Below are 23,982 nucleotides of genomic sequence, written 5' to 3' on the forward strand. Positions count from 1 at the left end.
CCCCTCCCTCGAAACCCGCGGGCCCGTCGTCCCGGCCGGATCCGGCGGCGTCTCGGGGCCCGCGGGTTTCGAGGGAGGGGCGGCCGGCCCGGCGGGCTTCGCGGCGGCCGGGGGGCGCGCGGCGTCGGCGCCGGGCTCGGCGGGCGCGGGCTCCGGCGCGTTCGAGGGCGCGGCCTTTTCCGGCGTGGCGGGGGCCGCCACGGGCTTGTCGGGCTGCGGGGCGGCGGCTGACTGGGCCTCGTCTGGCAAGAGCGCTCCTCGTGCGGATCCGGGGTACCCGGAGAGCCCATGGTATCGATCCCCCGGCGGGACCTCGCCCGGGGACGGTGGGAGCCTGCACAACGAGGGATGGGCACCCGGTGTTCCCGGGTGCCCATCCCTCGTGCCCGGTGTCCGTCGCGGGACGGTGACCGGTGGATCAGACCGTGATCAGGGCCTCCAGCGGTGCGCCGGCGAGGCCCGGCTCCAGGCGGGCCCGGCCCGCGAGGAAGCCGAGCTCCATGAGCACCGCGACGCCCGCGACCTGGGCGCCGGCCCGCCGGATGAGCTCCAGCGAGGCCTCGGCGGTGCCGCCGGTGGCGAGGACGTCGTCGATGATCATGACCCGGTCCTCCGCGTCGAGGTCCTCCGCGTGGATCTCGATCTCCGCGCTGCCGTACTCCAGCTCGTAGGACTGGCTCAGCGTGGCGCCGGGGAGCTTCCCGGCCTTGCGGACCGGGATGAACCCGATGCCCGCCCGGACCGCGACGGGCGCGGCCAGGATGAAGCCGCGCGCCTCCAGGCCGACGATCTTCGTGGCGCCGTGCTGGGCGCACAGCTCCGCGAGGGCGTCGGTGAGCGCCGTGAAGGCCACCGGGTCCGCGAGCAGCGGGGTGATGTCCTTGAACATCACGCCCGGCTTCGGGTAGTCCGCGACATCGCGGATCCGGCTGAGCAGCAGCTCTCGGGTGGATTCGGTGGTGCTCGTCATCGCTCAGCGCTTCCCGGGGGTGCGGCCGTGCGACCGGGGGCGGCCGATCGTCGTGCCCGCCGTCTCGGTGTCGTCGCGCAGGTCCTCGGAACCGTCGTCGTCGGGGGACTCGCCCTTGGCGGCCGCGGCGGCCCGCTTGGCGAGGATCCGCTTCTTCAGCGCCTTCATCTGCGGCTCGCGTTCCTTGAGGTCGGCGACGAGCGGCGTGGCGATGAAGATCGAGGAGTAGGCACCGGCGGCGAGACCGACGAACAGCGACAGCGAGATGTCGTTCAGCATGCCCGCGCCGAGGACGCCGCCGCCGATGAACAGCAGACCGGCCACGGGCAGGAGCGCCACCACGGTGGTGTTGATGGAGCGGACCAGCGTGCTGTTGATCGACCGGTTGGCGATCTCGCTGTACGTGAAGCGGGTCTGCTTGGTGATGTCCTTCTGGCCCTCCTTGAGGCTGTCGAAGACCACCACCGTGTCGTACAGGGAGTAACCGAGAATGGTCAGCAGACCGATCACCGTGCCCGGGGTGACCTCGAAACCGACCAGGGCGTAGACACCGACCGTGATGGTGATGTCGTGGATCAGCGCGATGAGGGCGGCGACGGCCATCCGCCACTCGAAGGCGATGGCGAGATAGATCACCACCAGGATCATGAAGACCCCGAGGCCGGTCCACGCCTTGTTGGCGATCTGCTCGCCCCAGCTGGGTCCGACCAGGTCCGCGTTGATGTCGTTGGCGGGGATGCCGAGCTCGTCGGAGAGCGTCTCCTTGATCTCGTTGGCCTTGGCGGTGTCGACCTCGGTGATCTGGATGCGCAGACCGCCGTTGCCGAGTTCCTGCACGATCGCCAGGTGGCCGGAGGCCTCGGTCGCCACGTCGGTGGCCTGGGAGGTCGAGATCTGGGCCTTGGTGTCGGTCGTGAAGACCGCGCCGCCCTTGAACTCGATGCCCATGCGGAGACCGCCGACCGCCACGCCGATGATGGCCGTGATGGTGATCAGTATCGAGATGCCGTACCAGATCTTGCGGTTGCGGATGAAGTCGTAGCCGACCTCGCCGCGGTAGAGCCGGGCGCCGAGATTGCCGAGTCGCGACATCTCACGCCTCCTTCGGTTCGGTGGGGGCGTTGACACGGCGCGAGCGGCGCAACGGCGGCTGGGCGCCGAGCCGCTTCGGGTCCAGCCCGGACCACGGACCGCCCTTGGAGAAGAACTTCGTCCGGCCCATGAGCGTCATCAGGGGCTTGGTGAAGAGGAACACCACGACGACGTCGAGCAGGGTGGTGAGGCCGAGCGTGAAGGCGAAGCCCTGCACCTTGCCGACGGTGACGATGAAGAGGACGACCGCGGACAGGAAGGATACGAAGTCGGAGACCAGGATGGTGCGCCGGGCACGTGGCCAGGCGCGCTCGATGGCCGGGCGCAGCGTGCGTCCCTCGCGGATCTCGTCTCTCACGCGTTCGAAGTACACGATGAACGAGTCCGCTGTGATGCCGATCGCGACGATGGCACCGCAGACCGCCGGGAGGTTCAGCGCGAAGCCGATGGCCGGGCCCAGTAGGGCCATGATCGTGTACGTCAGGATGCCCGAGACCAAGAGGCTCAGCAGCGCGATGAACGCCAACCCCCGGTAGTAGGCGACCAGATAGATCACGACCAGCGCCAGACCGATCGCACCGGCGATCAGACCCGCCTTGAGCTGCTCGTCGCCGAGGGCGGCGGTCACCGTGGTGACGCTCACCTCCTCGAAGGTCAGCGGAAGCGCACCGTACGACAGGATGTTGCCGAGGTCCTCGGCGGACTGCTGGTCGAAGCTGCCGGAGATCTGGGCGTTCTTGCTGAGCGCCGTGCGCACCGAGGGCGCGGAGACGACCTCGCCGTCGAGGACGATCGCGAACTGGTTCATCGGCGGCTGCTGCTGCGAGAGCCGACCGGTGATCGTCTGGAACTTCTTGGCGCCGGCGGAGGTGAACTCCATCGACACGATCCACTCGCCGGTCTGCTGCTCGATGGCGCCCTTGGCGTCGTCGACGTCGCTGCCGGAGACCTCGGCCGGGCCGAGGACGTACTTCTCGTAGCTGCCCGGGACGTTCGAACCGCAGGCGACGATCGAGTCGGTGGGCTTGGCGTTCTTGCCGGCCTCCGTGCGCTGCTTGGGGTCGGTGCAGTCGAGCTTGGCGAACTCCTCCTGGAGCTTGGCCGTGGCCGGGTCCGCGGAGGGCGTGGCCTCGGGGGAGTCGGACGGCTTCGGCTTGTCGGAGGCGCCGGGGGTCGGGTCGTCCTTCGTCAGGGCCCCGGTGACCGCACGGCCCTGGGTGGTGGCGCTCGCCGAGGGGGTGGCCTCCGAACCGGTGGCCTCCTCGCCCCCGTCCTTGGGCTTGTCCTCACCTTCGGCGGACTCGCCGGGCTTCGGGGTGGCGCTGCCCGAGGGAGTCCCGGAGCCGGAGGGTGTGGGCTGCTCGGGGCCGCTCGCCTGAACCGTCAGAACAGGCCGGAAGTAGAGCTGGGCGGTGGTGCCGACCTGCTCCTGGGCCTGCTTGGAGTTCGTCCCCTTGGGGATGTTGACGATGATGTTCTTCGAGCCCTGGGTCTGAACCTCGGCCTCGGAGACGCCCAGACCGTTGACACGCCGCTCGATGATCCCGACCGCTGTGTTCATGTTGGTCTGGTTGATCGCGTTCGGCTTGCCGGGCTGGTTCTGTGCCTCCAGCGTGATCGACGTCCCGCCGGCCAGGTCGATGCCCAGCCGCGGCGTCGTGTGCCCGGACAGGAACATCCCGCCGGTGAGCGCGACCATGGCGATGAGGATCAGAGCCAGGGCACGCCCCGGCCTGCCCTGACCGCCGGACGGCCCTCGGCCCTTCTTGGGTGCTGCCACCTTCTCGTTTCTCCCTGTCCAACCGCCCCGCGCCGGGTACGCGCCCGAGCGGCCACGAAGTGTAGTGGGGACCCTGCCCCCGCAGACGACCGCACGGTCCCGGGGACGCCGCGCGCCGGTGGGCGCGCGACGTCCCCGGGATCGTGAGAACTACTTGGAGTCGGCGTCGCCGTCGGTCTTGCTCTCGTCCTTGGCGTCCTTGACGTCCTTGACTCCCTTGGCGTCCTTGACCTCGGCGTCCTCGGAATCGGCGTCGTCGGCCGTGTCGTCCTTGGCCAGGTCGATCTTGGCGACCTCGGCGGAATCGGACTCACCGGTCAGCGAGGAGGCGTCGTCGGGAACGACGGTGCCGTCCGCGTCCAGCTCCTGGTCGTCACCGTGCACGATGCGGTTGTACTCCGCGTCGTCCAGGACGGCGCCGATGGAGTTCTTCGCGTAGATGACGTGCACGCCGGGAGCGACCTCGAGGAGAACCGTGTCGTCGTGGACTTCCTTGACGGTGGCGTACATGCCCCCGATCGTCCGGACGCCGGTGCCGGGCTGCATGTCGTTGCGCATCTGCGCGGCCGCCGCCTGCTTCTTCTTGGCGGAGCGGGTCATCAGGAACATGGCCCCGATGAGCACGATGAAGGGGAGGAGAGTCAAGATATCCACGGGACGGGAATTCCTTCGCACGACCGCGCTGGAATGCGGCCTGTATATACGGGGGTGGGTACACCGACCGGTAAGGGCGGCATCGGCGGAGTCTAAGCGAGTCCGCATCGATGGAACAACGCCCAGCATGGCACCGGGGTTCCTGTGCACGCGAACCTGTGACGCATCACGCCCCGAACAGGCCCTGTTGTCCCTTTGCTCCGTGCTGCGGCGGGACCAGTCCCAGATGTGCCCAGGCCGCCGGGGTGGCGACGCGGCCGCGCGGGGTCCTGGCCAGCAGTCCTTCCCGTACGAGGAAGGGCTCGGCGACCTCCTCGACGGTCTCCCGCTCCTCCCCCACCGCGACCGCCAGCGTGGACAGCCCCACCGGGCCGCCGCCGAAGAGCTTCAGCAGGGCGCCGAGGACGGCGCGGTCCAGCCGATCGAGTCCACGGGCGTCAACCTCGTACACCTTGAGGGCGGCCATCGCGATCTCCCGGTCGATCGTGCCCTCCGCCTTGACCTGGGCGTAGTCGCGGACGCGGCGCAGCAGGCGGTTGGCGATACGGGGGGTGCCGCGGGAGCGTCCGGCGATCTCGGCGGCGCCCTCCACGTCGATGCCGACGTCGAGGAGGCGGGCGGAGCGGTGGATGACGCGCTCCAGCTCGGCGGGGGCGTAGAACTCCATGTGCCCGGTGAAGCCGAAGCGGTCGCGCAGCGGGGGCGGGAGCAGCCCGGCCCGGGTGGTGGCCCCGACCAGGGTGAAGGGGGGCAGTTCGAGCGGGATGGCGGTGGCGCCGGGGCCCTTGCCGACGATGACGTCGACCCGGAAGTCCTCCATCGCCATGTAGAGCATCTCCTCGGCGGGCCGGGACATGCGGTGGATCTCGTCGAGGAAGAGGACCTCGCCCTCCTGGAGGGAGGAGAGGATCGCCGCGAGGTCGCCGGCGTGCTGGATGGCGGGACCCGAGGTGATCCTGATCGGGGCGTTCATCTCCGCCGCGATGATCATCGAAAGAGTGGTCTTGCCGAGGCCCGGGGCGCCGGAGAGCAGCACGTGGTCGGCGGTGGCGCCGCGGGCGCGGGCGGCCTTGAGGACCAGGTCGAGCTGTTCGCGGACCTTCTCCTGGCCGACGAACTCCTCCAGGTCCTTGGGGCGCAGCGCCGCCTCGACCGCGGTGTCCTCGCCGTCGGCGTCCGCGTCGACCAGCCGGTCGTCGAAGACCGGGCCGGTCGGCTCGTCGGTCTCGGGTCCGGTCTCGTCCCAGTTCATCAAGGGCCTCTTCGGTGGTTCGGTGCCGGTCAGCGGGCGCGGTTGAGAGTCTGCAGGGCGGCTCGCAGCAGCTGCGGCACGGGGGGTGCCGTGCCCTCGGCGACGGCGGCCTCCGCCTGCGGGGCGACGGCGTTGACGGCCTCGTCGGCCTCGCGGCTCGCGTAACCGAGGCCGATGAGCGCGGCCTGGAGCTGGTCGCGCCAGCCGGAGGTGACGGGGGTACCGATGCCCTGCTGGCCGATGTGCGCGCCGACCGGTTCGCCGAGCCGGTCCTTGAGCTCCAGGAGCAGCTTCTGCGCACCCTTCTTCCCGATGCCGGAGACGGCGGTCAGCGCCTTCTCGTCGCCGGTGGATACCGCCAGGCGCAGGGCGTCGGGGCTGTGGGTGGCGAGCATCGCCTGGGCGAGGCGGGGGCCGACGCCGCTGGCGGTCTGGAGCAGCTCGAACACCTGCCGCTCGTCGTCGTCCCGGAAGCCGTAGAGGGTGAGGGAGTCCTCGCGGACGACCAGCGAGGTGGCGAGCCGGGCCGCCTTGCCGACGCGCAGGTCGGCGAGGGTGTGCGGGGTGCACTGGACCGCCATGCCGATGCCGCCGACCTCGATGACGGCGGTGGTCGGGGCGAGGGCGGCCACCGGGCCGGAGACGAACGCGATCATGTGGTGCGGCCTTTCAGCGTGCGGGACGTGCCGGGAGCCCCGGGTGTGCGGGACGCGCCGGACGTGCGGTGGGCGGCGACGGCCTGCTGGAGCCGGTTCTGCGCGGGGGCGCGCCAGATGTGGCAGATGGCCAGGGCCAGGGCGTCGGCGGCGTCGGCGGGCTTGGGCGGTGCGTCCAGCCTCAGCAGCCGGGTCACCATCGCGCCGACCTGGTCCTTGTCCGCGCGGCCGGATCCGGTGACCGCCGCCTTGACCTCGCTGGGGGTGTGCAGGGCGACGGGGATGCCCCGGCGGGCGGCGCAGAGCATGGCGACCGCGCTGGCCTGGGCGGTGCCCATCACGGTGCGGACGTTGTGCTGGGCGAAGACGCGCTCGACCGCGACGAAGCCCGGGGAGTGTTCGTCGAGCCACTGCTCGATGCCGCGCTCGACGGCGACGAGCCGGTCGCCGAGCTCGGCGTCGGAGGAGGTGCGCACGACACCGACGCCGATCATGGTCAGGGGTCTTCCCGCGACTCCTTCGACCACGCCGACACCGCACCGGGTCAGCCCCGGGTCAATGCCCAGAACGCGCATGGAGCCCCCCTGTCCTCAGCCCGTCGCCGGCGCACGCCGCGCCCGCTCGATCATCTGTTCCCGCAGGCTATCGGCTCGGACTGACAATCCGTCGCAACCACAGGCCGACGGGCCGACGGGGAGTGCCCCGTCGGCCCGTCGTGTGAGACCTGTCGGCCGTGCCGTCAGGCGTCGACCTTCTCCATGACCTCGTCGGACACGTCGAAGTTGGCGAAGACGTTCTGCACGTCGTCGCTGTCCTCCAGCGCGTCGATGAGCTTGAAGATCTTGCGGGCGCCCTCTTCCTCCAGCTCGACCTGCATGGTCGGCAGGAAGTTGGCCTCGGCGGAGTCGTAGTCGATGCCCGCCTCCTGGAGCGCGGTGCGCACCGCGACCATGTCGGTGGCCTCGCTGACCACCTCGAAGGTCTCGCCGAGGTCGTTGACCTCCTCGGCGCCCGCGTCGAGGACCGCGCCGAGGACGTCGTCCTCGGTCAGCTCGCCCTTGGGCACGATCACGACGCCCTTGCGGTTGAACAGGTACGAGACGGAGCCCGGGTCGGCCATGGAGCCGCCGTTCCGGGTCATCGCGACACGTACGTCGGACGCGGCACGGTTGCGGTTGTCGGTGAGGCACTCGATGAGCACCGCGACACCGTTGGGGCCGTAGCCTTCGTACATGATCGTCTCGTAGTCGGCGCCGCCCGCTTCGAGACCGCCACCGCGCTTGACCGCGGAGTCGATGTTCTTGTTCGGGACGGAGCTCTTCTTCGCCTTCTGGATGGCGTCGACGAGCGTGGGGTTGCCGTCGGGGTCCACGCCGCCGGAGCGCGCCGCGACCTCGATGTTTTTGATCAGCTTCGCGAAGAGCTTGCCGCGCTTGGCGTCAATCACGGCCTTCTTGTGCTTCGTCGTAGCCCATTTAGAGTGGCCGGACATCTGCCTTCTCCTTCGCGTCACCAAAATCGAGTCGAACCCGAGAGATCCTACCGGGGTCCGCTCAGCTCACTGCGCGCACCATGTCCACGAACAGAGCGTGTACGCGATGGTCGCCGGTCAGTTCGGGATGGAACGACGTGGCGAGGGCGTTTTTCTGCCGGACGGCCACGATATGCCCGCCGTGTTCGGCGATGACCTCGGTCTCGGCCCCGACGGACTCGACCCACGGCGCCCGGATGAACACACCGTCCACCGGGCCGCCTTCGACGCCGCCGACCTCGACCGCGGCCTCGAACGACTCGTTCTGGCGGCCGAAGGCGTTGCGCCGCACGATCATGTCGATGCCGCCGACGGTCTCCTGGCCCGAGCGCGGGTCGAGGATCTTCTCGGCCAGCAGGATCATTCCGGCACAGGTGCCGTAGACCGGCATCCCGGCCCGGACCCGCTCGCGGAGCGGCTCCATCATGCCGAAGAGCACGGCCAGTTTGGACATGGTGGTGGACTCGCCGCCCGGTATGACCAGGCCGTCGACCTCGGCGAGTTCCTCGGGGCGCCGGACCGGCCTGGCCAGGGCGTCCGCCGAGGCCAGGGCGATCAGATGCTCCCGTACGTCGCCCTGGAGAGCCAGCACGCCGATCAGGGGGGTGTCGCTCATCAGTGGTTACCAGCCGCGGTTGGCGTAGCGCTCGGACTCGGGCAGGGTGTCGCAGTTGATGCCGACCATGGCCTCGCCCAGGTTGCGGGAGGCGTCCGCGATGACCTTCGGGTCGTCGTAGAAGGTGGTGGCCTTCACGATGGCGGCGGCGCGCTTGGCCGGGTCGCCGGACTTGAAGATGCCGGAGCCGACGAAGACGCCCTCGGCGCCGAGCTGGCGCATCAGCGCGGCGTCGGCCGGGGTGGCGACGCCACCGGCGGAGAACAGCACGACGGGCAGCTTGCCGAGCTCCGCGACCTCCTTGACCAGCTCGTAGGGGGCGCGGAGGTCCTTGGCCGCGGCGTACAGCTCGTTGTTGTCGAAGCCGCGCAGCCGGGCGATCTCGTTCTTGATCTGGCGCAGGTGGCGGACGGCCTCGACGACGTTGCCGGTGCCGGCCTCGCCCTTCGAGCGGATCATGGCCGCGCCCTCGGCGATGCGGCGCAGGGTCTCGCCCAGGTTGGTGGCGCCGCAGACGAAGGGGGTGGTGAAGGCGAACTTGTCGCTGTGGTTGACCTCGTCGGCCGGGGTGAGGACCTCGGACTCGTCGATGTAGTCGACGCCGAGGGACTGGAGCACCTGCGCCTCGACGAAGTGGCCGATGCGGGACTTGGCCATGACGGGGATGGAGACGGCCCCGATGATCTCCTCGATCATGTTGGGGTCGGACATCCGGGCCACGCCGCCGTCCTTGCGGATGTCGGCCGGGACCCGCTCCAGGGCCATGACGGCAACGGCGCCCGCGTCCTCGGCGATCTTCGCCTGTTCGGCGTCGACGACGTCCATGATCACGCCGCCCTTGAGCTGCTCGGCCATGCCGCGCTTGACGCGGGCGGTGCCGGTGGCGGGGTACTCGGCGGACTGCGGGGTGCTGGGAAGCGTGGACACGGGACCTCACTCGGTGAAAAGACGCTGGATACTGCAACGCCGAGCAAACGCCCCGGGACCAGTCCACAGCAAGGGCCAATGGACAGGCCGTGGATCGTTTTGGCCCTGGATCGGTCCCCGGACCGATCGCTGAATCGCCCCCTGAATCGATCCCCGACAGCCGCTCTCAGGTGCCGGGCCGGTCCGCGAGGGCCACCGGCGGGGCGTCGTCCATCTCGAAGGCGAGCGGGAACGGCGCGTGCCCGGCCAGCCGGAAGAGCCGGACGGTACGGTGCCTGCGCAGCGCGCGGGCGGCGCGTACCGAGTCGTTGTGGAAGCGCCGGGCCATGGGGACGCGGCGTACGGCGGCGGCCAGTTCGGTGGCCGCCTCCTCGCCGCCGGGGACCTCCTTCACCGCGTCGACCTGCGCCGGTTCGCCGAAGACGGCGCGCAGAGCGGTGCTCAGCTCGCTCTCGGCGACCTCGCGGTGGTCCTCCTCGGCCTGCCGGGCGGCGTGCGCGGCCTCGTACAGGACGATCGAGGCGGCCGGGTCAAGGACGCCGGAGGTGGCCAGCTCCTGGGTGACCGAGGCGCGGCGCAGCAGTTGGGCGTCGAGGGCGGCGCGGGCGGCGTCGATCCGGGAGTGCAGGCGGTCGAGCCGGCCTGCGGTCCAGCTGAGGTACACGCCGACCGCGATGAGGGCGACGACGATCCAGACGATGAGGGTTACGGTCACGGGCCCACACGCTACCGTCGCCGGGGGCCCCCGCTTCAACAGGAGCCCCCGGGGCTCAGTCCCGGGCCAGCCCGAACCGGGCCCGCAGCCCGGAGCGTTCGTCCGCCGCGACCGAGGCGGCCCCGTCGGTCACCGTCTCGTACACCGCGAGGATGTCGGCCCCCACCGTCGCCCAGTCGAAGCGCCGCACGTGGGCCTCGCCGCGCGTCCGCAGTCCGGCCCGGCGCTCCGGGTCGCCCAGCAGCCGGATCGCCGCGTCGGCCAGCGCGTCGGCGTCCTCGCCTGCGAACAGGTCGCCCGCCGCGCCCTGGTCCAGCACCTGTGCGAAGGCGTCCAGGTCGCTCGCCAGCACCGGCGCACCGGCCGACAGCGCCTCGACCAGGATGATGCCGAAGCTCTCGCCGCCGGTGTTGGGGGCCACGTACACATCGACGCTGCGCAGCAGCCGGGCCTTGTCCTCGTCGCTGACCATACCGAGGAACTCGACGCGCTCGCGCAGTTCCTTCGGCAGGGTCTCCACCGCCTCCTCCTCGTCGCCGCGCCCGGCGACCAGCAGCCGGGCTTCGGGGTGGGCGGCGAGGATCGCGGGCAGCGCCTTCATCAGGACGGGCAGGCCCTTGCGGGGTTCGTCGATGCGGCCGATGAAGCCGAGGGTCCGGCCCTGCCATTCTGCCTTCGGCTCGGCCTGGGCGAAGAAGCCGACGTCGACGCCGTTGGGGATGACGACGGCGTCCCCGCCGAGGTGCTCGACCAGGGTGCGCCGGGCGTACTCGCTGACGGCGATCCGGGCGCTGATCTTCTCCAGCGCGGGCTGGAGGATCGGGTACGCGGCGATCATCGCCCGGGAGCGCGGGTTGGAGGTGTGGAAGGTCGCCACGATCGGCCCCTGCGCCGCCCAGCAGGCCAGCAGGCCCAGCGACGGGGAGGTCGGCTCGTGGATGTGGATGACGTCGAACGTGCCGTCGTGGAGCCAGCGCCGCACCCGGGCCGCCGACAGGAAGCCGAAGTTCAGCCGGGCGACGGAGCCGTTGTACGGGACGGGGACGGCCCGGCCCGCCGAGACGACGTAAGGGGGCAGTGGCGTCTCGTCGTCGGCGGGGGCCAGGACGGAGACCTCGTGGCCGAGCCCGATCAGGTGTTCGGCGAGGTCCCGGATGTGGAACTGCACGCCGCCCGGTACGTCCCAGGAGTACGGGCAGACGATGCCGATCTTCACGTGGGTTCCCCCCGGGGGTCCAGGTCGTCCTGCCAGAGCCGCTGGAGCATGTGCCAGTCCTCCGGGTGCTCGGCGATGCCGCCCGCGAAGGCGTCGGCCATCGCCTGGGTCATGACGGCGGTCTTCTCGGCGCGGGTGCCTTCCTCCGGCACCTCGACCGCCGGGTGGATGCGCCCCTTCATCACCGGTGTGCCGTCGTACCAGAGGGTCACCGGCATCAGGAGCGCGCCGGTCTGCTGGGCGAGCAGCGCCGGGCCCGCGGGCATCCGGGCGGTGGCGCCGAAGAACGACACCTCGACGCCGGACGCGGACAGGTCCCGGTCCGCGACCAGGCAGATCAGCCCGCCCGCGCGCAGCCGCCGGGCCAGGGTTCCGAACGCGGCCCCGCCGCTGTGCGGGAGCACCTCCATGCCCAGGCCCTCGCGGTAGGCGACGAACCGGTCGTAGAGCGTCGCGGGCTCCAGGCGTTCGGCGACGGTGGTGAAGGGGACCTTCAGGTCGGTGGTGACCCAGGCTCCCGCGAGGTCCCAGTTGGCCAGGTGCGGCAGGGCGACGATCACGCCTTTCCCGGCGTCCAGGCCCTCGGTCAGGTGGTGGACGTCGGCGATGTCGATGCTGTCCTTGATGCGCTCGGGGCTCCAGGCGGGCAGCCGGAAGGACTCCCTCCAGTAGCGCATGTAGGAGCGCATCCCGGCCCGCGACAGCTCGGCCAGCCGCTCCGGGCCCGCGTCGGGGGCGACCCGCGCCAGGTTCGACTCCAGGCGGAGCACGCTCTTGCCGCGCCGCTTCCACACCTGGTCGGCGATGGTGCGGAAGAGCCGGGTGGCGGCGGGCTCGGGCAGCTTCTTGACGGCGCCCCAGCCCAGTCCGTACAGCCCGTCGGTGAGCCGCCCCTTCAGGTCGGACGCGCCGCTCACCGGTCGCCCTCGCTCCCCTGGCCGACCTGACCGACCTGACCGGCGGAACCGGCGGCGGACGGGTCCACGGCGGCCGGTCCCGAGGCGGCCTCCGCGGCGTCCGCCTCGGCGGATTCGCGGCGTACGGTCACCACGCGCTGGATCAGTGTCACGAGGCTGCCGGCGGCGACGATCCACAGCGCGATCGGCAGCAGGATGTCGATACCGGGGACGCCGAACGTGTGCAGTCCGGCGAGGCCGGCGGCGACCAGCGAGATCACCAGGCGCTCGGCGCGCTCCACGAGGCCGTTGACCGCGACCGGCAGGCCGATCGACTCGCCGCGCGCCTTGGTGTACGAGACCACCTGGCCGCTGGCCAGGCAGAAGATCGCGACGGCGCACAGGATGTTGTCGTCACCGCTGCCCGCGTACCAGAGGGCGAACCCGGCGAAGATCGCCCCGTCGGCGACCCGGTCCAGCGTCGAGTCGAGGAACGCGCCCCACCGGCTGGAGATCCCGGCCTGCCGCGCCATGTTGCCGTCGACGAGGTCGGAGAAGACGAAGATCGTGATGACGATCGTGCCCCAGAAGAACTCCCCCATGGGGAAAAAGACCAGCGCACCCGCCATCACTCCGGCCGTGCCGACGAGAGTGACCGCGTCGGGGCTGACCCCGAGGCGGAGCAGCAGAGCGGCGAACGGTGTGAGGACACGCGTGAAGAATGCACGCGCGTACTTGTTCAGCATGGCCTTCCCGAGGGTTCGGTTCGCCGAGCGGCCCCTTCGGCCACCGGCTGGCCCATCGTAGTCACCGCCGGTGCCTTCCACCGGACGGGCACCCGCCGCCGGGTGTCACACGGGCCCCCGCCCGGCCCGTACCGCGCCCGTGCGCGACGCTGTGGCCCGTGCCGGTGCGCGACATCCGGGCCGTGCCGGTTCGGGACGTGCGAACCGCGCCGTGCGCGACGTATGGACGGGGCCCCGTCGCGGTGCCAAGCTCGAAGGACCGCGGGCGCCGCCGAAGCCGCCGCGGCGGCCTCCCCGTGCCCGTGACCACCGCTGCTCCGCGCGCGGTCGCCCTCCCCCGCACCGCGCCGTCGACCGGGAGGCACGCACCATGGGCGACAAGGCACACGCACACCCCGGGGCCGCCGGAGGAGTACCGACGGCCGGCCACCCCTCCGCCGTACGGAACGTGGTGCTGGTCGGCCCCAGCGGATCGGGCAAGACCACGCTGGTCGAGGCCCTGGCCCTGACGGCGGGAGCCGTGAACCGGGCCGGGCGGGTCGAGGACGGGGCGACCGTCTCCGACTACGACGAGATCGAGCGGCGCCGACACCGCTCCGTACAGCTCTCGCTGGTCCCGGTGGCCTGGGACGGCTGCAAGATCAATCTGCTGGACACCCCCGGCTACGCCGACTTCGTCGGGGAGCTGCGGGCAGGTCTGCGCGCGGCGGACGCGGCCCTCTTCGTCGTCTCCGCCGCCCAGGACGCGGCGACCGTGGCCGCGACCACCCGGGCCGCCTGGGAGGAGTGCGCGCTCGTCGGCATGCCGCGCGCGATCGTCGTGACGCACCTGGACACCGCCCGCACCTCCTACCGCGAGATGAACCGGATCTGCGCCGAGGCCTTCGGGGGCGAGGACCCCGACGCCGTACTGCCCCTGTACCTGCCCGTGCTGGGGCCCGAGGGCGCCGACGGGCAGGCCCCGCTGACCGGGCTCACCGGGCTGCTGAGCCGGCGCGTCCTCGACTACTCCTCGGGGGAACGCGCCGAGCGGCCCCCGGCACCCGACCAGGAGGAACCCCTGCGGGCGGCCCGGGACCGGCTGATCGAGGGGATCATCGCCGAGAGCGAGGACGAGTCCCTGATGGACCGCTATCTCGACGGCGAGGACCTCGACGTCGCGACGCTGATCGCCGACCTCGAACGGGCCGTCGCCCGTGGCTCCTTCCACCCCGTCCTCACCGCGGCGCCCGCGGTCGAGGGCGCCCGGCAGGGCATCGGCACGGTGGAACTCCTGGACCTGATCACCCGCGGCTTCCCGACCCCGCTGGAGCGCACCCCGCCCGCCGTCACCACCCCGTCGGGCAAGCCGCGGCCCGCCTCGGTCTGCGATCCCGGGGGCCCGCTGGTCGCCGAGGTCGTCAAGACGGCTTCCGACCCGTACGTGGGCCGGGTCTCGCTGGTCCGCGTCTTCTCCGGCACCCTGCGCCCCGACGACTCCGTACACCTCTGCGGCCACGGCCTGGACGCCACGGGACACGCGCCCCGTCCGTGTCACGAGGCGGAGATCCGCGTCGGGGCGCTCACCTCACCGTTCGGCCGCCGGCAGCACCCCCTGGACCGGTGCGTCGCGGGCGATCTGGCGTGCGTGGCCCGGCTCGGCGAGGCGGAGACCGGCGACACGCTCTCCCCGGCCGACGACCCCGTCCTGATCGAACCCTGGTCGACGCCCGACCCGCTGCTCCCGCTGGCCGTACGGGCACACGGCAAAGCGGACGAGGACAAGCTGTCGCAGGGCCTGACCCGGCTGGTCGCCGAGGACCCCACGCTCCGCCTCGAACAGAACCCGGGCACCGGCCAGGTCGTCCTGTGGTGCCTGGGCGAGGCCCACCAGGAGGTGGCCCTGGAACGGCTGCGCAGCCGCTACGGCGTCCGGGTCGACGCGGAACCGCACCGGGTGCCGCTGCGCGAGACGTTCGCCGGGCGGGCCGCCGGGCGCGGACGGCACGTCAAGCAGTCCGGCGGGCACGGCCAGTTCGCGATCTGCGAGATCGAGGTGGAACCGCTGCCGCCGGGCTCGGGCATCGAGTTCGTCGACAAGGTCGTCGGCGGTTCGGTGCCGCGCCAGTTCATCCCCTCGGTGGAGAAGGGCGTGCGGGCCCAGGCCGCCCGGGGGCTGGCCGCCGGGCACCCCCTGGTCGACGTGCGCGTCACCCTGCTGGACGGCAAGGCGCACTCGGTGGACTCCTCGGACGCCGCCTTCCAGACCGCCGGGGCGCTCGCGCTGCGCGAGGCCGCGTCCGACGCCCGCATCCAGCTCCTGGAACCGGTGTGCGAGGTGAGCGTCCTGGTCCCCGACGACTACGTGGGCCCGGTGATGAGCGACCTCTCGGGGCGTCGGGGCCGTGTCGTGGGCACCGAGCAGAGTCCGGGCGGGCGCACCGTCGTACGGGCCGAGGTGCCGGAGATCGAGGTCGGCCGGTACGCGGTGGACCTGCGCTCCCTGTCGCACGGCACCGGCCGGTTCGACCGCGCGTACGCCCGGCACGAGGCGATGCCGCCGCAGGTGGCCGACCGGGTCCGCGCGGAGCGGGCGGACGGGCCACCCGGCGCGTGACCGGCGCACTGTCGCACACACCGTCCGATGCGCGCGGGTGACCGGTGGTGGTGTGATCCGGACGATACGCTGTGGTCGCAGCTCAGAAGGTATGCCGCGTACGGTAGTTGGGCACACCGCAGGAGCAGACGTGCGGCGAGTGGGGGCGACAGGTGGCCAACGACGGATTCGACTTCTCACCCGGGGCCCAGATCCCGATCCAGGGCTCGGGCGGCCAGACCGTGGCGACCAATGCCCTGGCCTCGGCGGCGTACCGGGACAGTCCGGTGGAGACGATCCTCGACGCCAACAGCGAGTGGCACAAGTCGGTGGTGAAGCCGGGCTCCTCGAAACTCTTCAAGTCCGACTACTTCAAACCGAATCTCGGCGAGGCGTTCGCCCGTGCCGTCCAGGACCGGATGCTCGGCGGCGCCCGCAAGGCGCTCATCCAGTCCTTCGGCACGGACCCGCAGACCGTGGTGGAGCACTGCCTGTCGGCGAACAACCTGCGCAAGGCCCGTGACACCCGCCTCACCCTGGTGACCGTGGTGTTCGGCGTCCTGTTCCTGCCCGGCATGCTGGCCTGGGTGATCGCCTTCCGGGTCCGGGACGCGCTCAACAAGTCCAAGGACACGGCGTTCCGCGCGGTCGGCACGGTCCTCCTGGCCGCCTTCGGGATCGGCGCGCTGGTCCTGATGGTCAAGCTCCCCCTGGACGGGCTGCTCGCGCTCTACGTCCGGGGTGCGCTCATCGCCCCGGTGATCGGCTGGCTGATCGCCAAGCGGATCGCGGAGACCTCGGCCAAGGACATGCGGGCCCGCTGGGAAGGCCTGCTCTCCGGCACCGGGGTGATCGCGAAGATCCCCGAGGCGGTGCCGAAGAACCCCAACGAGACCGCCCGCGAGGCCATGCGCCAGGGCCTGGAGAAGCTGTCGGCCGAGCAGCAGTCGAACGCCGTCTTCTACGCCGGTCCCAAGGGCGTCCTCGGGATGGGCACCCGTTGGGGCAGCTGGCAGCTGGCCGAGGAGCTGCTCCCCAAGGACCCGACGAAGGAGATCCACCAGTTCCGCAGCTGGGACCTGATCCGGATCATCCACGACCAGCTGAAGATGCTGGAGCGCGGACCGCTGAACACCGGCGGCTTCCCCAAGCCGTCCGTGAAGCACTGGGTCGTCTCGCCCATCGGGGAGAACGCCGACTCCGTCACGCGCCCCGAGGGCGAGGACGTCGCCACCTTCCAGGTGAAGCCCCACGAGATACAGCGGATCTGCAATCACCAGCAGTTCGGCAGCGGTGACCGGCACTACCTGGGCGTCCAGTTCACCCTGTGGGACGGCCAGCTGGTGATCACCATGATGATCACCGTCACCGTGCTCCACGAGACCCTGCGCATCGAGGTCACGGGCCACGCGCTGGGGCCGGTGCACGGGCTGTTCCTCTCCAAGCCGGCGGCGAAGACGAAGACGGTCAACAAGACCGTCCGCTTCTGGGAGACCCGTGACGTACAGCTGGCGCTGGTGGACGCGAAGGAGGTCGTCCGGCTCGCCCTGCGCGCCCCGCTCACCTGGTATCCGCCGCTGCTGGACTACCTGGGCGGGAAGATAGTGCTGCCCGAGCCGTTCGGGCTGCGGCACGCTTGGGCGGCCAAGCCGTGGAACCACCGCTTCATGGCGGACGACGCGATGCGCGCCGCCACCCCGGTGCTGCGGGCCGTCCACACGGCGGCGATGCGCGTCCTCGCGGAGAACGGCGTCGACACGGAGCGCTTCGACAACCGCTCGATGATACTGAGCGGCCTCGTCCAGGACCCGGCCCCGCGCAAGGCTGACGTCTACGACGCGTAGGAACGTGACGAGAGGGGGGAGGCCCGGCCGGGCCTCCCCCCTCTCCGTACCGTGCTCAGAGGGCCGGCAGTTCGCCCGTCGGCCAGGCGCCCGCCAGCATCGCCCGGGTGTCGCCGAGCAGCTGGGGCAACACCTTGGTGTGACCGATGACGGGCATGAAGTTGGTGTCCCCGCCCCAGCGCGGCACCAGATGCTGGTGCAGATGCGCGGCGATCCCGGCACCGGCCACGGAGCCCTGGTTCATGCCGATGTTGAAGCCGTGCGCCCCGGAGGCGGCCCGCAGCGCGATCATCGCCCGCTTGGTGAAGTCCGCCAGCTCCGCCGTCTCGGGGCCGTCCAGTTCGGTGTAGTCGGCCACATGACGGTAGGGGACGACCATGAGGTGACCACCGTTGTACGGGTACAGGTTCAGCACCGCGTAGACGTGCTCGCCGCGCGCCACGAGGAGCCCGTCCTCGTCGGATTTGGCAGGGATCGAACAGAACGGACAACCGTCCTCGGCGCCCGGGCCGCTCGGCTTGTTCTCGCCCTGGATGTACGCCATCCGGTGGGGAGTCCACAGGCGCTGGAATGCGTCGGGCGTCCCCACGCCGATCTGCTGCTCCGGCTCACTCGTCATGCCGATCAGCATATTGCGTCGCCCCGGCGGAGCGTGTCGCCGGGGCCGCACCGCCCGGCCGCCCGCGATGCTGAGGCGATGAGCGACCGACCCGCCCCCGAGCCACCCGCCCGGCTGACCCGCTGGGAGCAGCGCACGGAGGTTCCGCTCTTCGCCGCGGGGCTGCTCTTCCTGGCCGGGTACGCGGTCCGGGTGCTGACCCCGCACGACGACGAGCCCTGGAACGACCTCGCCCTGATCCTCGTCTGGTCGACCTGGCTGGTGTTCCTCGTGGACTACGGGACGCGGCTGCGGCTCAGCGGACTGGGCGCGCGCTTCCCGCGCGCGCACTGGCTCGACACCCTGGTCCTGCTGCTGCCCTTGCTGCGCCCGCTGCGCATGGTCAAGGTGTACACGGCGGTGCAGCAACGCCGCGACCGACCGCGGCTCAGCCTGTACGCGCGAGTGATCTCGTACGCGGGCCTGACCGCCGCCCTGCTCGGCTTCGCCGCCTCGCTCGCGGTCTACCACCTGGAGCACACGGCCCCCGGCGCCTCGATCCGCACGTTCGGCGACGCGGTGTGGTGGGCGTGCGCGACGCTCACGACGGTCGGGTACGGCGACGTCGCCCCGGTCACGTTCTGGGGCCGGACGGTCGCGGCGGGGCTGATGGCCGGCGGCCTGGCGCTGCTCGGCGCGGTCACGGGGTCGTTCTCGTCCTGGCTGATCCAGGTGTTCACCCGGGAGGACGAGAAACGGCCCCCGGAGCGCGGTTGACGCTCCGGGGGCCGTTCCCGCGTGACGGATCAGACCTGTACGCGGTCCTCGACGGCCTTCGCGATCTTGGCGAGGGCCTCGTCGACCGGAATGCCGTTCTCCTGCGAACCATCGCGGTAGCGGAAGGAGACGGCGCCGTTGGCCATGTCCTCATCACCAGCGATGATCATGAAGGGCACCTTGGCCTTCTGCTGGTTGCGGATCTTCTTCTGCATCCGGTCCGAGGACGCGTCCACGTCCACCCGCAGCCCCTGCTTGCGCGCCTTGGCGGCGAACTCCTGGAGGTAGGGGATGTGGGCGTCGCCGATCGGGATGCCGACCGCCTGCACCGGGGCGAGCCAGACCGGGAACGCGCCCGCGTAGTGCTCCAGGAGCACGGCGAAGAAGCGCTCGATGGAGCCGAACAGGGCACGGTGGATCATGACCGGGCGCTGCTTGGAACCGTCCGGCCCGGTGTACTCCAGGTCGAAGCGCTCCGGCAGGTTGAAGTCGAGCTGCACGGTCGACATCTGCCAGGTGCGGCCGATGGCGTCCTTGCACTGCACGGAGATCTTCGGGCCGTAGAACGCGGCGCCGCCCGGGTCCGGGACCAGGGGCAGGCCCTGCTTCTCGGCGACCTGACGCAACGTCTCGGTGGCCTCTTCCCAGGTCTCGTCGGAGCCGACGTACTTCTCCGGGTCCTTGGTGGAGAGCTCCAGGTAGAAGTCGGTGAGCCCGTAGTCGCGGAGCAGGTTCAGCACGAAGGTGAGCGTGCGGTCGAGCTCCTGGGCCATCTGCTCCTTGGTGCAGTAGATGTGCGCGTCGTCCTGCGTGAAACCGCGCGAGCGGGTCAGGCCGTGCACGACGCCCGACTTCTCGTACCGGTACACGGTGCCGAACTCGAACAGGCGCAGCGGCAGTTCGCGGTACGAGCGGCCGCGCGCGTCGAAGATCAGGTTGTGCATCGGGCAGTTCATCGGCTTGAGGTAGTAGTCCACCCCGTCGTCGAGCTGCATGGGCGGGTACATGCCGTCGGCGTACCAGTCCAGGTGGCCGGACTTCTCGAAGAGCTTGCCCTTGGTGGCGTGCGGGCTGTAGACGAACTCGTAGCCCTCCTCCTCGTGACGGCGGCGCGAGTAGTCCTCCATGGCCCGGCGGATGACGCCGCCCTTGGGGTGGAAGACCGCGAGGCCGGGGCCGATCTCGTCGGGGAAGGAGAAGAGGTCCAGCTCGTTGCCGAGCTTGCGGTGGTCGCGCTTGGCGGCCTCCTCCAGGAACTCCAGGTGCGCCTTCAGCTCGTCCTTGGTCGGCCAGGCGGTGCCGTAGATGCGCTGGAGCATCGGGTTCTTCTCGCTGCCGCGCCAGTACGCCGCGGCGTTGCGCATCAGCTTGAACGCCGGGATGAACCGGGTGGTGGGCAGGTGCGGACCCCGGCAGAGGTCCTTCCAGCACAGGTCGCCGGTCTTCGGGTCGAGGTTGTCGTAGATGGTCAGCTCGCCGCCGCCCACCTCGACGTCCGCGCCGTCGTCCAAGGAGGCGGAACCCTTGATGCCGATGAGCTCCAGCTTGTACGGCTCGTCGGCCAGCTCCTCGCGGGCGGCCTCGTCGGAGACCACGCGGCGGGCGAACTTCTGGCCCCGCTTCTGGATCTCCTGCATCTTCTTCTCGATGGCCTTGAGGTCCTCGGGCGTGAACGGCTTCTCGACGTCGAAGTCGTAGTAGAAGCCGTCCTTGACCGGCGGGCCGATGCCGAGCTTGGCGTCGGGGAAGAGCTCCTGCACGGCCTGGGCCATGACGTGCGCGGTGGAGTGGCGCAGGATGTTGAGGCCGTCCTCGGAGGAGATCTCCACCGGCTCGACGCTCTCGCCGTCCTGGAGCTCGTGGGAGAGGTCCTTCAGCTCGCCGCCGATGCGCGCGGCGACGACGGTGCGCTGACCGGGGAAGAGCTCGCCGGCCGTCGTGCCCGTCGTCACCACGTGCTCTTCCCGCTCGGAATCGCGTTGGATGATCACACGGACGTCTGACACCGGTCTCTCCTGACTGAGGGGGCGCCTGCCTTCACATGGCCAAGCACTGCGAATCGTACCGAGCCGTACGCCCCCGACGCGAACGCCTTCCGAGCCGGGCTACGGCTCCTCCCCCGCGCACGCCTCCTCGAAGAAGTCGACGTTCTCCTGGAGGGCTTTCATCAGCCGGTCCCGCTCCGCCTCGTCGACCTGGACGGGCGCGACCTGACAGGCCCCGGTGAGCCGCCGGAAGCCGCCCCGGTTCTCCAGCCGCCCCTCCACGCGCAGCGGCAGCCCCACGAGGTGGGCGTGGCCCGCGATGCGGTACGCCTCCTCGTCCAGCTCCACGCGGACGTGAGCGACCTCGGCCCCGGCCAGTACCCGCAGCCGTACGATCCCGGCGCCGCGCGGCCCCGACCGGCGCAGCCGGACCACCGCGCCGGTCAGCCGCACCTGCACGGCGGGTTCGTCGCGGAGGTAGCGGGCTCCGGCGGCGCGCAGGGCGGGCAGGTCGCCCGGGGAGAACTCGACGGGCGCGGGGCGGGCCGGGCAGCCGTCCGGGGTGCCCGCGGCGGGCGCCCACCGCAGGTCGATCCCGGCCCCCTCGGAGCCGCGCACCAGGGCGATCAGCGCCTCGGTCAGCTCCCGGCCGACGCCCGCCGCGACCGCGCTGTCGAAGGCCTCCATGCCGCCGGTGGCCCTCTGGTAGTCCACCGCCTCGCGGGTGGCGTGCAGGGCGTGGCAGAGCCGCACGGCGACGGCCCGGCCGGAGGCGACCGGGACGTAAGCGGTGAGGCCCCGGCCGTCGGCTCCGGGCCCGATCAGGGCGTCGTCCAGGGCGGCGCGCGCCTTCCGGCGGTGCCGGGCCCCGTGGTAGCCGACCCGGCCGCGGGCCGCGAGGGCCCCGGCCATGAGGACCTGCCGGGCGGCCGAGCGCAGCTCCTCCGCCTCGGTCCAGCCCGAGGCGCCCGCGGCTCCGGCCGCCGACTCGGGGACCTCGCGCCACCAGCGGATCTCGTCGCTGGGCAGGGTGAGGGAGACGAGGATGTCGCGGGCGGAGGGGGCGGCGCTGCGGGCGAGGGCGAGAAGGGCCTCCTCGATCAGCTCCCCGCTGTCGGGGAAGCCCGCGCTCTCGGGCACCAGCAGGCTCGTCGTCCCGGCGACGGATCCGGGCGGGGTCCAGCGGCCGTAGCGTCCCGGTGCTCCCCCGCGCCGCTGCCAGCCGTGCCGGCGCAGGAGGGCCCCGAGGACGGCGGGGTCGGGCAGTTCGCCACCGGCCCCGGCGAGTGGCGGGGGCCCGGGGCGGGCGGTGGGATGCGAGCGGGCGGCGGGCAGTCCCGCTCCGCCCGTGGGCTCGTCCATCGACCGGTGCATCAGGGTCTCCCTCCGGCCCCGACCCGGGCCATGATGTCGCAGAGTGCGCGGTCGTCGAAGATCCGCGAGGTCGGGATGCGCACAGTGGTCCGGTACCGGCCCGTCACCGCGTGGCCGGCCAGGTTGGTCCAGTAGCAGCAGTGGCGCAGGTCGAGGCCCCCGGGCCCGGCGCGCAGCCAGTCGTCCTGGCTGCGGGGGACGATCATCACGACCAGGATCTTGTGCACCGACACCGGGCTGCGGGCGAGCTTGACGAGGTGGGCGTTGTCGAGCGTGAAGGAGAACGCCCCGCCCGCCGGGTGCGGCGGTATCTGGTAGGTGCATTTGAGCTGCACCTTGATGGTCACTTCGTCGTCGACGGTGTGGGCCGGGGCGCCGTGGCTGACGTGCCAGTCGATGCCGTTGTCGGGGAAGGGCTGGGACAGGGAGCATCCCGCCGCCGCCGCGACGGCGTGCAGATAGCCCACCTGAAGGGTCTCCATGCAGGCGGTGGTGGCGAGGGAGCCGCGCAGCGGCGCGTCGAGCTGCTGCGGCGGCCGGGGCCCGATGGCCTCGGCGCGGGCGGTCCCCCCGGGGTCGGGCTGCGCGAGCGCCATGGCTCCGAGTGCCTTCCGGGCGTGCCGATCGATGGCAGGTGGTCTGCCGGCGGGTGTCGTGGGCTGGACGGATCGTCGGACGCCGGAGGCAACTTCCCCGCGTCCCAACTGTGTTGTCACCGCATCGGACCGCCCGCAAACGGCGTATCAGGCAAACAGCCCGGGTATCACCGATATCGGGCAGAGGAATCATTCCATCTGCCGTGCGGGTGCGAGGAGTTCGGGGATGATGCACTGGTTCGAGGGGCCACTGGCCGCTTTTGACACGGAGACAACAGGCGTGGACGTCGAGCAGGACCGGATCGTCTCGGCCGCTCTCGTCGCGCAGGACACCGCGGGCGGTCGCGTCCGCGTCACGCGCTGGCTGGTCAATCCGGGCGTTCCGGTCCCGCCGGGGGCGACCGAGATCCACGGTCTGACCGACGATCACCTTCAGCGAAACGGGCGTTGGCCCGCCCCGGTGATGGACGAGATAGCCCGGGCCCTGGCGGAGAGCTGCGCGACCGGCCGGCCGCTCGTCGTGATGAACGCCCCCTTCGACCTGACGCTGCTGGACCGGGAGCTGAAACGGCACCGGGCGTCGTCGCTGGCCGGCTATCTGGACGGGGTGCCGATGCGCGTCGTGGATCCGCGGGTGCTGGACAAACACCTGGACCGCTACCGCAAGGGCCGTCGTACGCTCACGGATCTGTGCGCGAGTTACGAGGTGGTGCTCGACGGCGCCCATGACGCGGCGGCCGACGCGACCGCTTCGCTGGAGCTGGTACGGGCGGTGTGCCGGCGCTTCTCGACCCGGCTGGAGCGGCTGTCGCCGTCCGAGCTGCACGCCTTGCAGGCGACCTGGCACGCGGCCCAGGCCCGTGGCCTGGAGGCGTGGTTCGCGAAGAGCGGGACGCCGGAGACGGTGGATCCGGCGTGGCCGCTGCGCCCGGAACTGCCCGCGGCGGCGTGAGGGGTTCGAGGCGTGGGACATGCGAAAGCCGGTCCGCGTGATGCTGGCGGACCGGCTTTCCCCGGTGGGCGATACTGGGTTCGAACCAGTGACCTCTTCGGTGTGAACGAAGCGCTCTCCCACTGAGCTAATCGCCCGGGAACGGGTTGAACCATACAGGGCTTCGAGGGCTTCGTTCAAACTCCTTCCGGCCGGGCTCTACTCAGGGCGCCGCGGCCGGGAAGTGAGTA

General features: G+C 71.4%; 22 protein-coding genes, 1 tRNA gene and 1 pseudogene. 4 read left to right on the forward strand and 20 right to left on the reverse strand.

Going from position 1 to position 23,982, the window contains the following annotated elements:
- The 15 genes and pseudogenes from HET64_RS12950 to pgsA form a co-directional block, all read right to left on the reverse strand.
- Positions 1–249, reverse strand: a pseudogene (locus tag HET64_RS12950) (hypothetical protein); the annotation flags it as partial.
- Positions 250–418: 169 nt separating this feature from the next.
- The gene (locus HET64_RS12955; RefSeq protein ID WP_215105024.1) at positions 419–970 is read right to left on the reverse strand and encodes an adenine phosphoribosyltransferase; all 552 of its coding nucleotides are present in this window, start codon (positions 968–970) and stop codon (positions 419–421) included.
- 3 nt (positions 971–973) lie between these two features.
- Positions 974–2,062 carry a protein translocase subunit SecF gene (gene secF, locus HET64_RS12960; RefSeq protein ID WP_215105026.1) on the reverse strand — a complete coding sequence of 363 codons (1,089 nt, stop codon included), beginning with the start codon at positions 2,060–2,062 and terminating at the stop codon, positions 974–976.
- Position 2,063: 1 nt separating this feature from the next.
- On the reverse strand, positions 2,064–3,842 hold the full coding sequence (secD, locus tag HET64_RS12965) for a protein translocase subunit SecD (RefSeq protein WP_215105027.1): 1,779 nt from the start codon (positions 3,840–3,842) through the stop codon (positions 2,064–2,066).
- A 150-nt stretch (positions 3,843–3,992) separates the two neighbouring features.
- Positions 3,993–4,496, reverse strand: coding sequence for a preprotein translocase subunit YajC (yajC, locus tag HET64_RS12970; RefSeq protein ID WP_215105029.1), 504 nt, complete (start codon positions 4,494–4,496; stop codon positions 3,993–3,995).
- A gap of 166 nt (positions 4,497–4,662) precedes the next feature.
- A complete protein-coding gene (ruvB, locus tag HET64_RS12975) occupies positions 4,663–5,748 on the reverse strand; it encodes a Holliday junction branch migration DNA helicase RuvB (protein WP_215105031.1) in 1,086 nt (361 codons plus the stop codon).
- 29 nt (positions 5,749–5,777) lie between these two features.
- Entirely contained in the window at positions 5,778–6,404 is a 627-nt protein-coding gene (gene ruvA, locus HET64_RS12980) for a Holliday junction branch migration protein RuvA (protein WP_215105033.1), read from the reverse strand.
- Positions 6,401–6,979 (reverse strand): crossover junction endodeoxyribonuclease RuvC, encoded by a 579-nt coding sequence (gene ruvC / locus HET64_RS12985; RefSeq protein WP_215105035.1) that lies wholly within the window; start codon positions 6,977–6,979, stop codon positions 6,401–6,403. Before ruvC ends, ruvA begins: the two co-directional genes overlap by 4 nt.
- Positions 6,980–7,143: 164 nt before the next feature.
- Positions 7,144–7,896: a YebC/PmpR family DNA-binding transcriptional regulator gene (locus tag HET64_RS12990; RefSeq protein WP_032794021.1), complete on the reverse strand. Its 753-nt coding sequence runs from the start codon at positions 7,894–7,896 to the stop codon at positions 7,144–7,146.
- A 61-nt stretch (positions 7,897–7,957) separates the two neighbouring features.
- On the reverse strand, positions 7,958–8,551 hold the full coding sequence (gene pdxT, locus HET64_RS12995) for a pyridoxal 5'-phosphate synthase glutaminase subunit PdxT (protein ID WP_215105037.1): 594 nt from the start codon (positions 8,549–8,551) through the stop codon (positions 7,958–7,960).
- Between the two features lie 6 nt (positions 8,552–8,557).
- Complete coding sequence (pdxS, locus tag HET64_RS13000) at positions 8,558–9,478, reverse strand: pyridoxal 5'-phosphate synthase lyase subunit PdxS (RefSeq protein ID WP_215105045.1); 921 nt, start codon at positions 9,476–9,478, stop codon at positions 8,558–8,560.
- Between the two features lie 166 nt (positions 9,479–9,644).
- Positions 9,645–10,193, reverse strand: a complete 549-nt coding sequence (locus HET64_RS13005; RefSeq protein ID WP_215105047.1) for a hypothetical protein — start codon at positions 10,191–10,193, stop codon at positions 9,645–9,647.
- Between the two features lie 55 nt (positions 10,194–10,248).
- Entirely contained in the window at positions 10,249–11,409 is a 1,161-nt protein-coding gene (locus tag HET64_RS13010) for a glycosyltransferase family 4 protein (protein ID WP_215105049.1), read from the reverse strand.
- On the reverse strand, positions 11,406–12,326 hold the full coding sequence (locus HET64_RS13015) for a phosphatidylinositol mannoside acyltransferase (RefSeq protein ID WP_215105051.1): 921 nt from the start codon (positions 12,324–12,326) through the stop codon (positions 11,406–11,408). Before HET64_RS13015 ends, HET64_RS13010 begins: the two co-directional genes overlap by 4 nt.
- Positions 12,323–13,051 (reverse strand): phosphatidylinositol phosphate synthase, encoded by a 729-nt coding sequence (gene pgsA, locus HET64_RS13020; RefSeq protein ID WP_215105053.1) that lies wholly within the window; start codon positions 13,049–13,051, stop codon positions 12,323–12,325. Before pgsA ends, HET64_RS13015 begins: the two co-directional genes overlap by 4 nt.
- A 370-nt stretch (positions 13,052–13,421) precedes the next feature.
- Here pgsA and HET64_RS13025 point away from each other — a divergent pair, with 370 nt between their 5' ends.
- Positions 13,422–15,647, forward strand: coding sequence for an elongation factor G-like protein EF-G2 (locus HET64_RS13025; protein WP_215105055.1), 2,226 nt, complete (start codon positions 13,422–13,424; stop codon positions 15,645–15,647).
- A 152-nt stretch (positions 15,648–15,799) separates the two neighbouring features.
- Positions 15,800–17,470 (forward strand): hypothetical protein, encoded by a 1,671-nt coding sequence (locus HET64_RS13030; protein WP_215105057.1) that lies wholly within the window; start codon positions 15,800–15,802, stop codon positions 17,468–17,470.
- Positions 17,471–17,525: 55 nt separating this feature from the next.
- On the opposite strand, the gene HET64_RS13035 is transcribed toward HET64_RS13030, so the two are convergent.
- Entirely contained in the window at positions 17,526–18,101 is a 576-nt protein-coding gene (locus tag HET64_RS13035) for an HIT domain-containing protein (protein ID WP_215105059.1), read from the reverse strand.
- A 66-nt stretch (positions 18,102–18,167) separates the two neighbouring features.
- Here HET64_RS13035 and HET64_RS13040 point away from each other — a divergent pair, with 66 nt between their 5' ends.
- Positions 18,168–18,845: a potassium channel family protein gene (locus tag HET64_RS13040; RefSeq protein WP_215105061.1), complete on the forward strand. Its 678-nt coding sequence runs from the start codon at positions 18,168–18,170 to the stop codon at positions 18,843–18,845.
- Positions 18,846–18,874: 29 nt separating this feature from the next.
- Here the strand turns inward: HET64_RS13040 and thrS are convergent, their stop codons facing one another.
- From thrS to HET64_RS13055, 3 genes are all read right to left on the reverse strand, one after another.
- Positions 18,875–20,851, reverse strand: coding sequence for a threonine--tRNA ligase (gene thrS, locus HET64_RS13045; protein WP_215105063.1), 1,977 nt, complete (start codon positions 20,849–20,851; stop codon positions 18,875–18,877).
- A 99-nt stretch (positions 20,852–20,950) separates the two neighbouring features.
- Complete coding sequence (locus HET64_RS13050; protein WP_215105064.1) at positions 20,951–22,192, reverse strand: hypothetical protein; 1,242 nt, start codon at positions 22,190–22,192, stop codon at positions 20,951–20,953.
- 11 nt (positions 22,193–22,203) lie between these two features.
- A complete protein-coding gene (locus HET64_RS13055) occupies positions 22,204–22,800 on the reverse strand; it encodes a DUF4365 domain-containing protein (RefSeq protein ID WP_215105065.1) in 597 nt (198 codons plus the stop codon).
- Positions 22,801–23,026: 226 nt separating this feature from the next.
- On the opposite strand from HET64_RS13055, the gene HET64_RS13060 reads away from it, so the two are divergent.
- The gene (locus tag HET64_RS13060; protein WP_215105066.1) at positions 23,027–23,752 is read left to right on the forward strand and encodes a 3'-5' exonuclease; all 726 of its coding nucleotides are present in this window, start codon (positions 23,027–23,029) and stop codon (positions 23,750–23,752) included.
- Between the two features lie 65 nt (positions 23,753–23,817).
- Here HET64_RS13060 and HET64_RS13065 read toward each other — a convergent pair.
- Positions 23,818–23,889, reverse strand: a tRNA-Val gene (locus tag HET64_RS13065).
- Positions 23,890–23,982: the final 93 nt, after the last annotated feature.

The sequence above is a fragment of the Streptomyces sp. McG3 genome (genome assembly GCF_018619185.1).
Classification (GTDB): Bacteria; Actinomycetota; Actinomycetes; order Streptomycetales; family Streptomycetaceae; genus Streptomyces.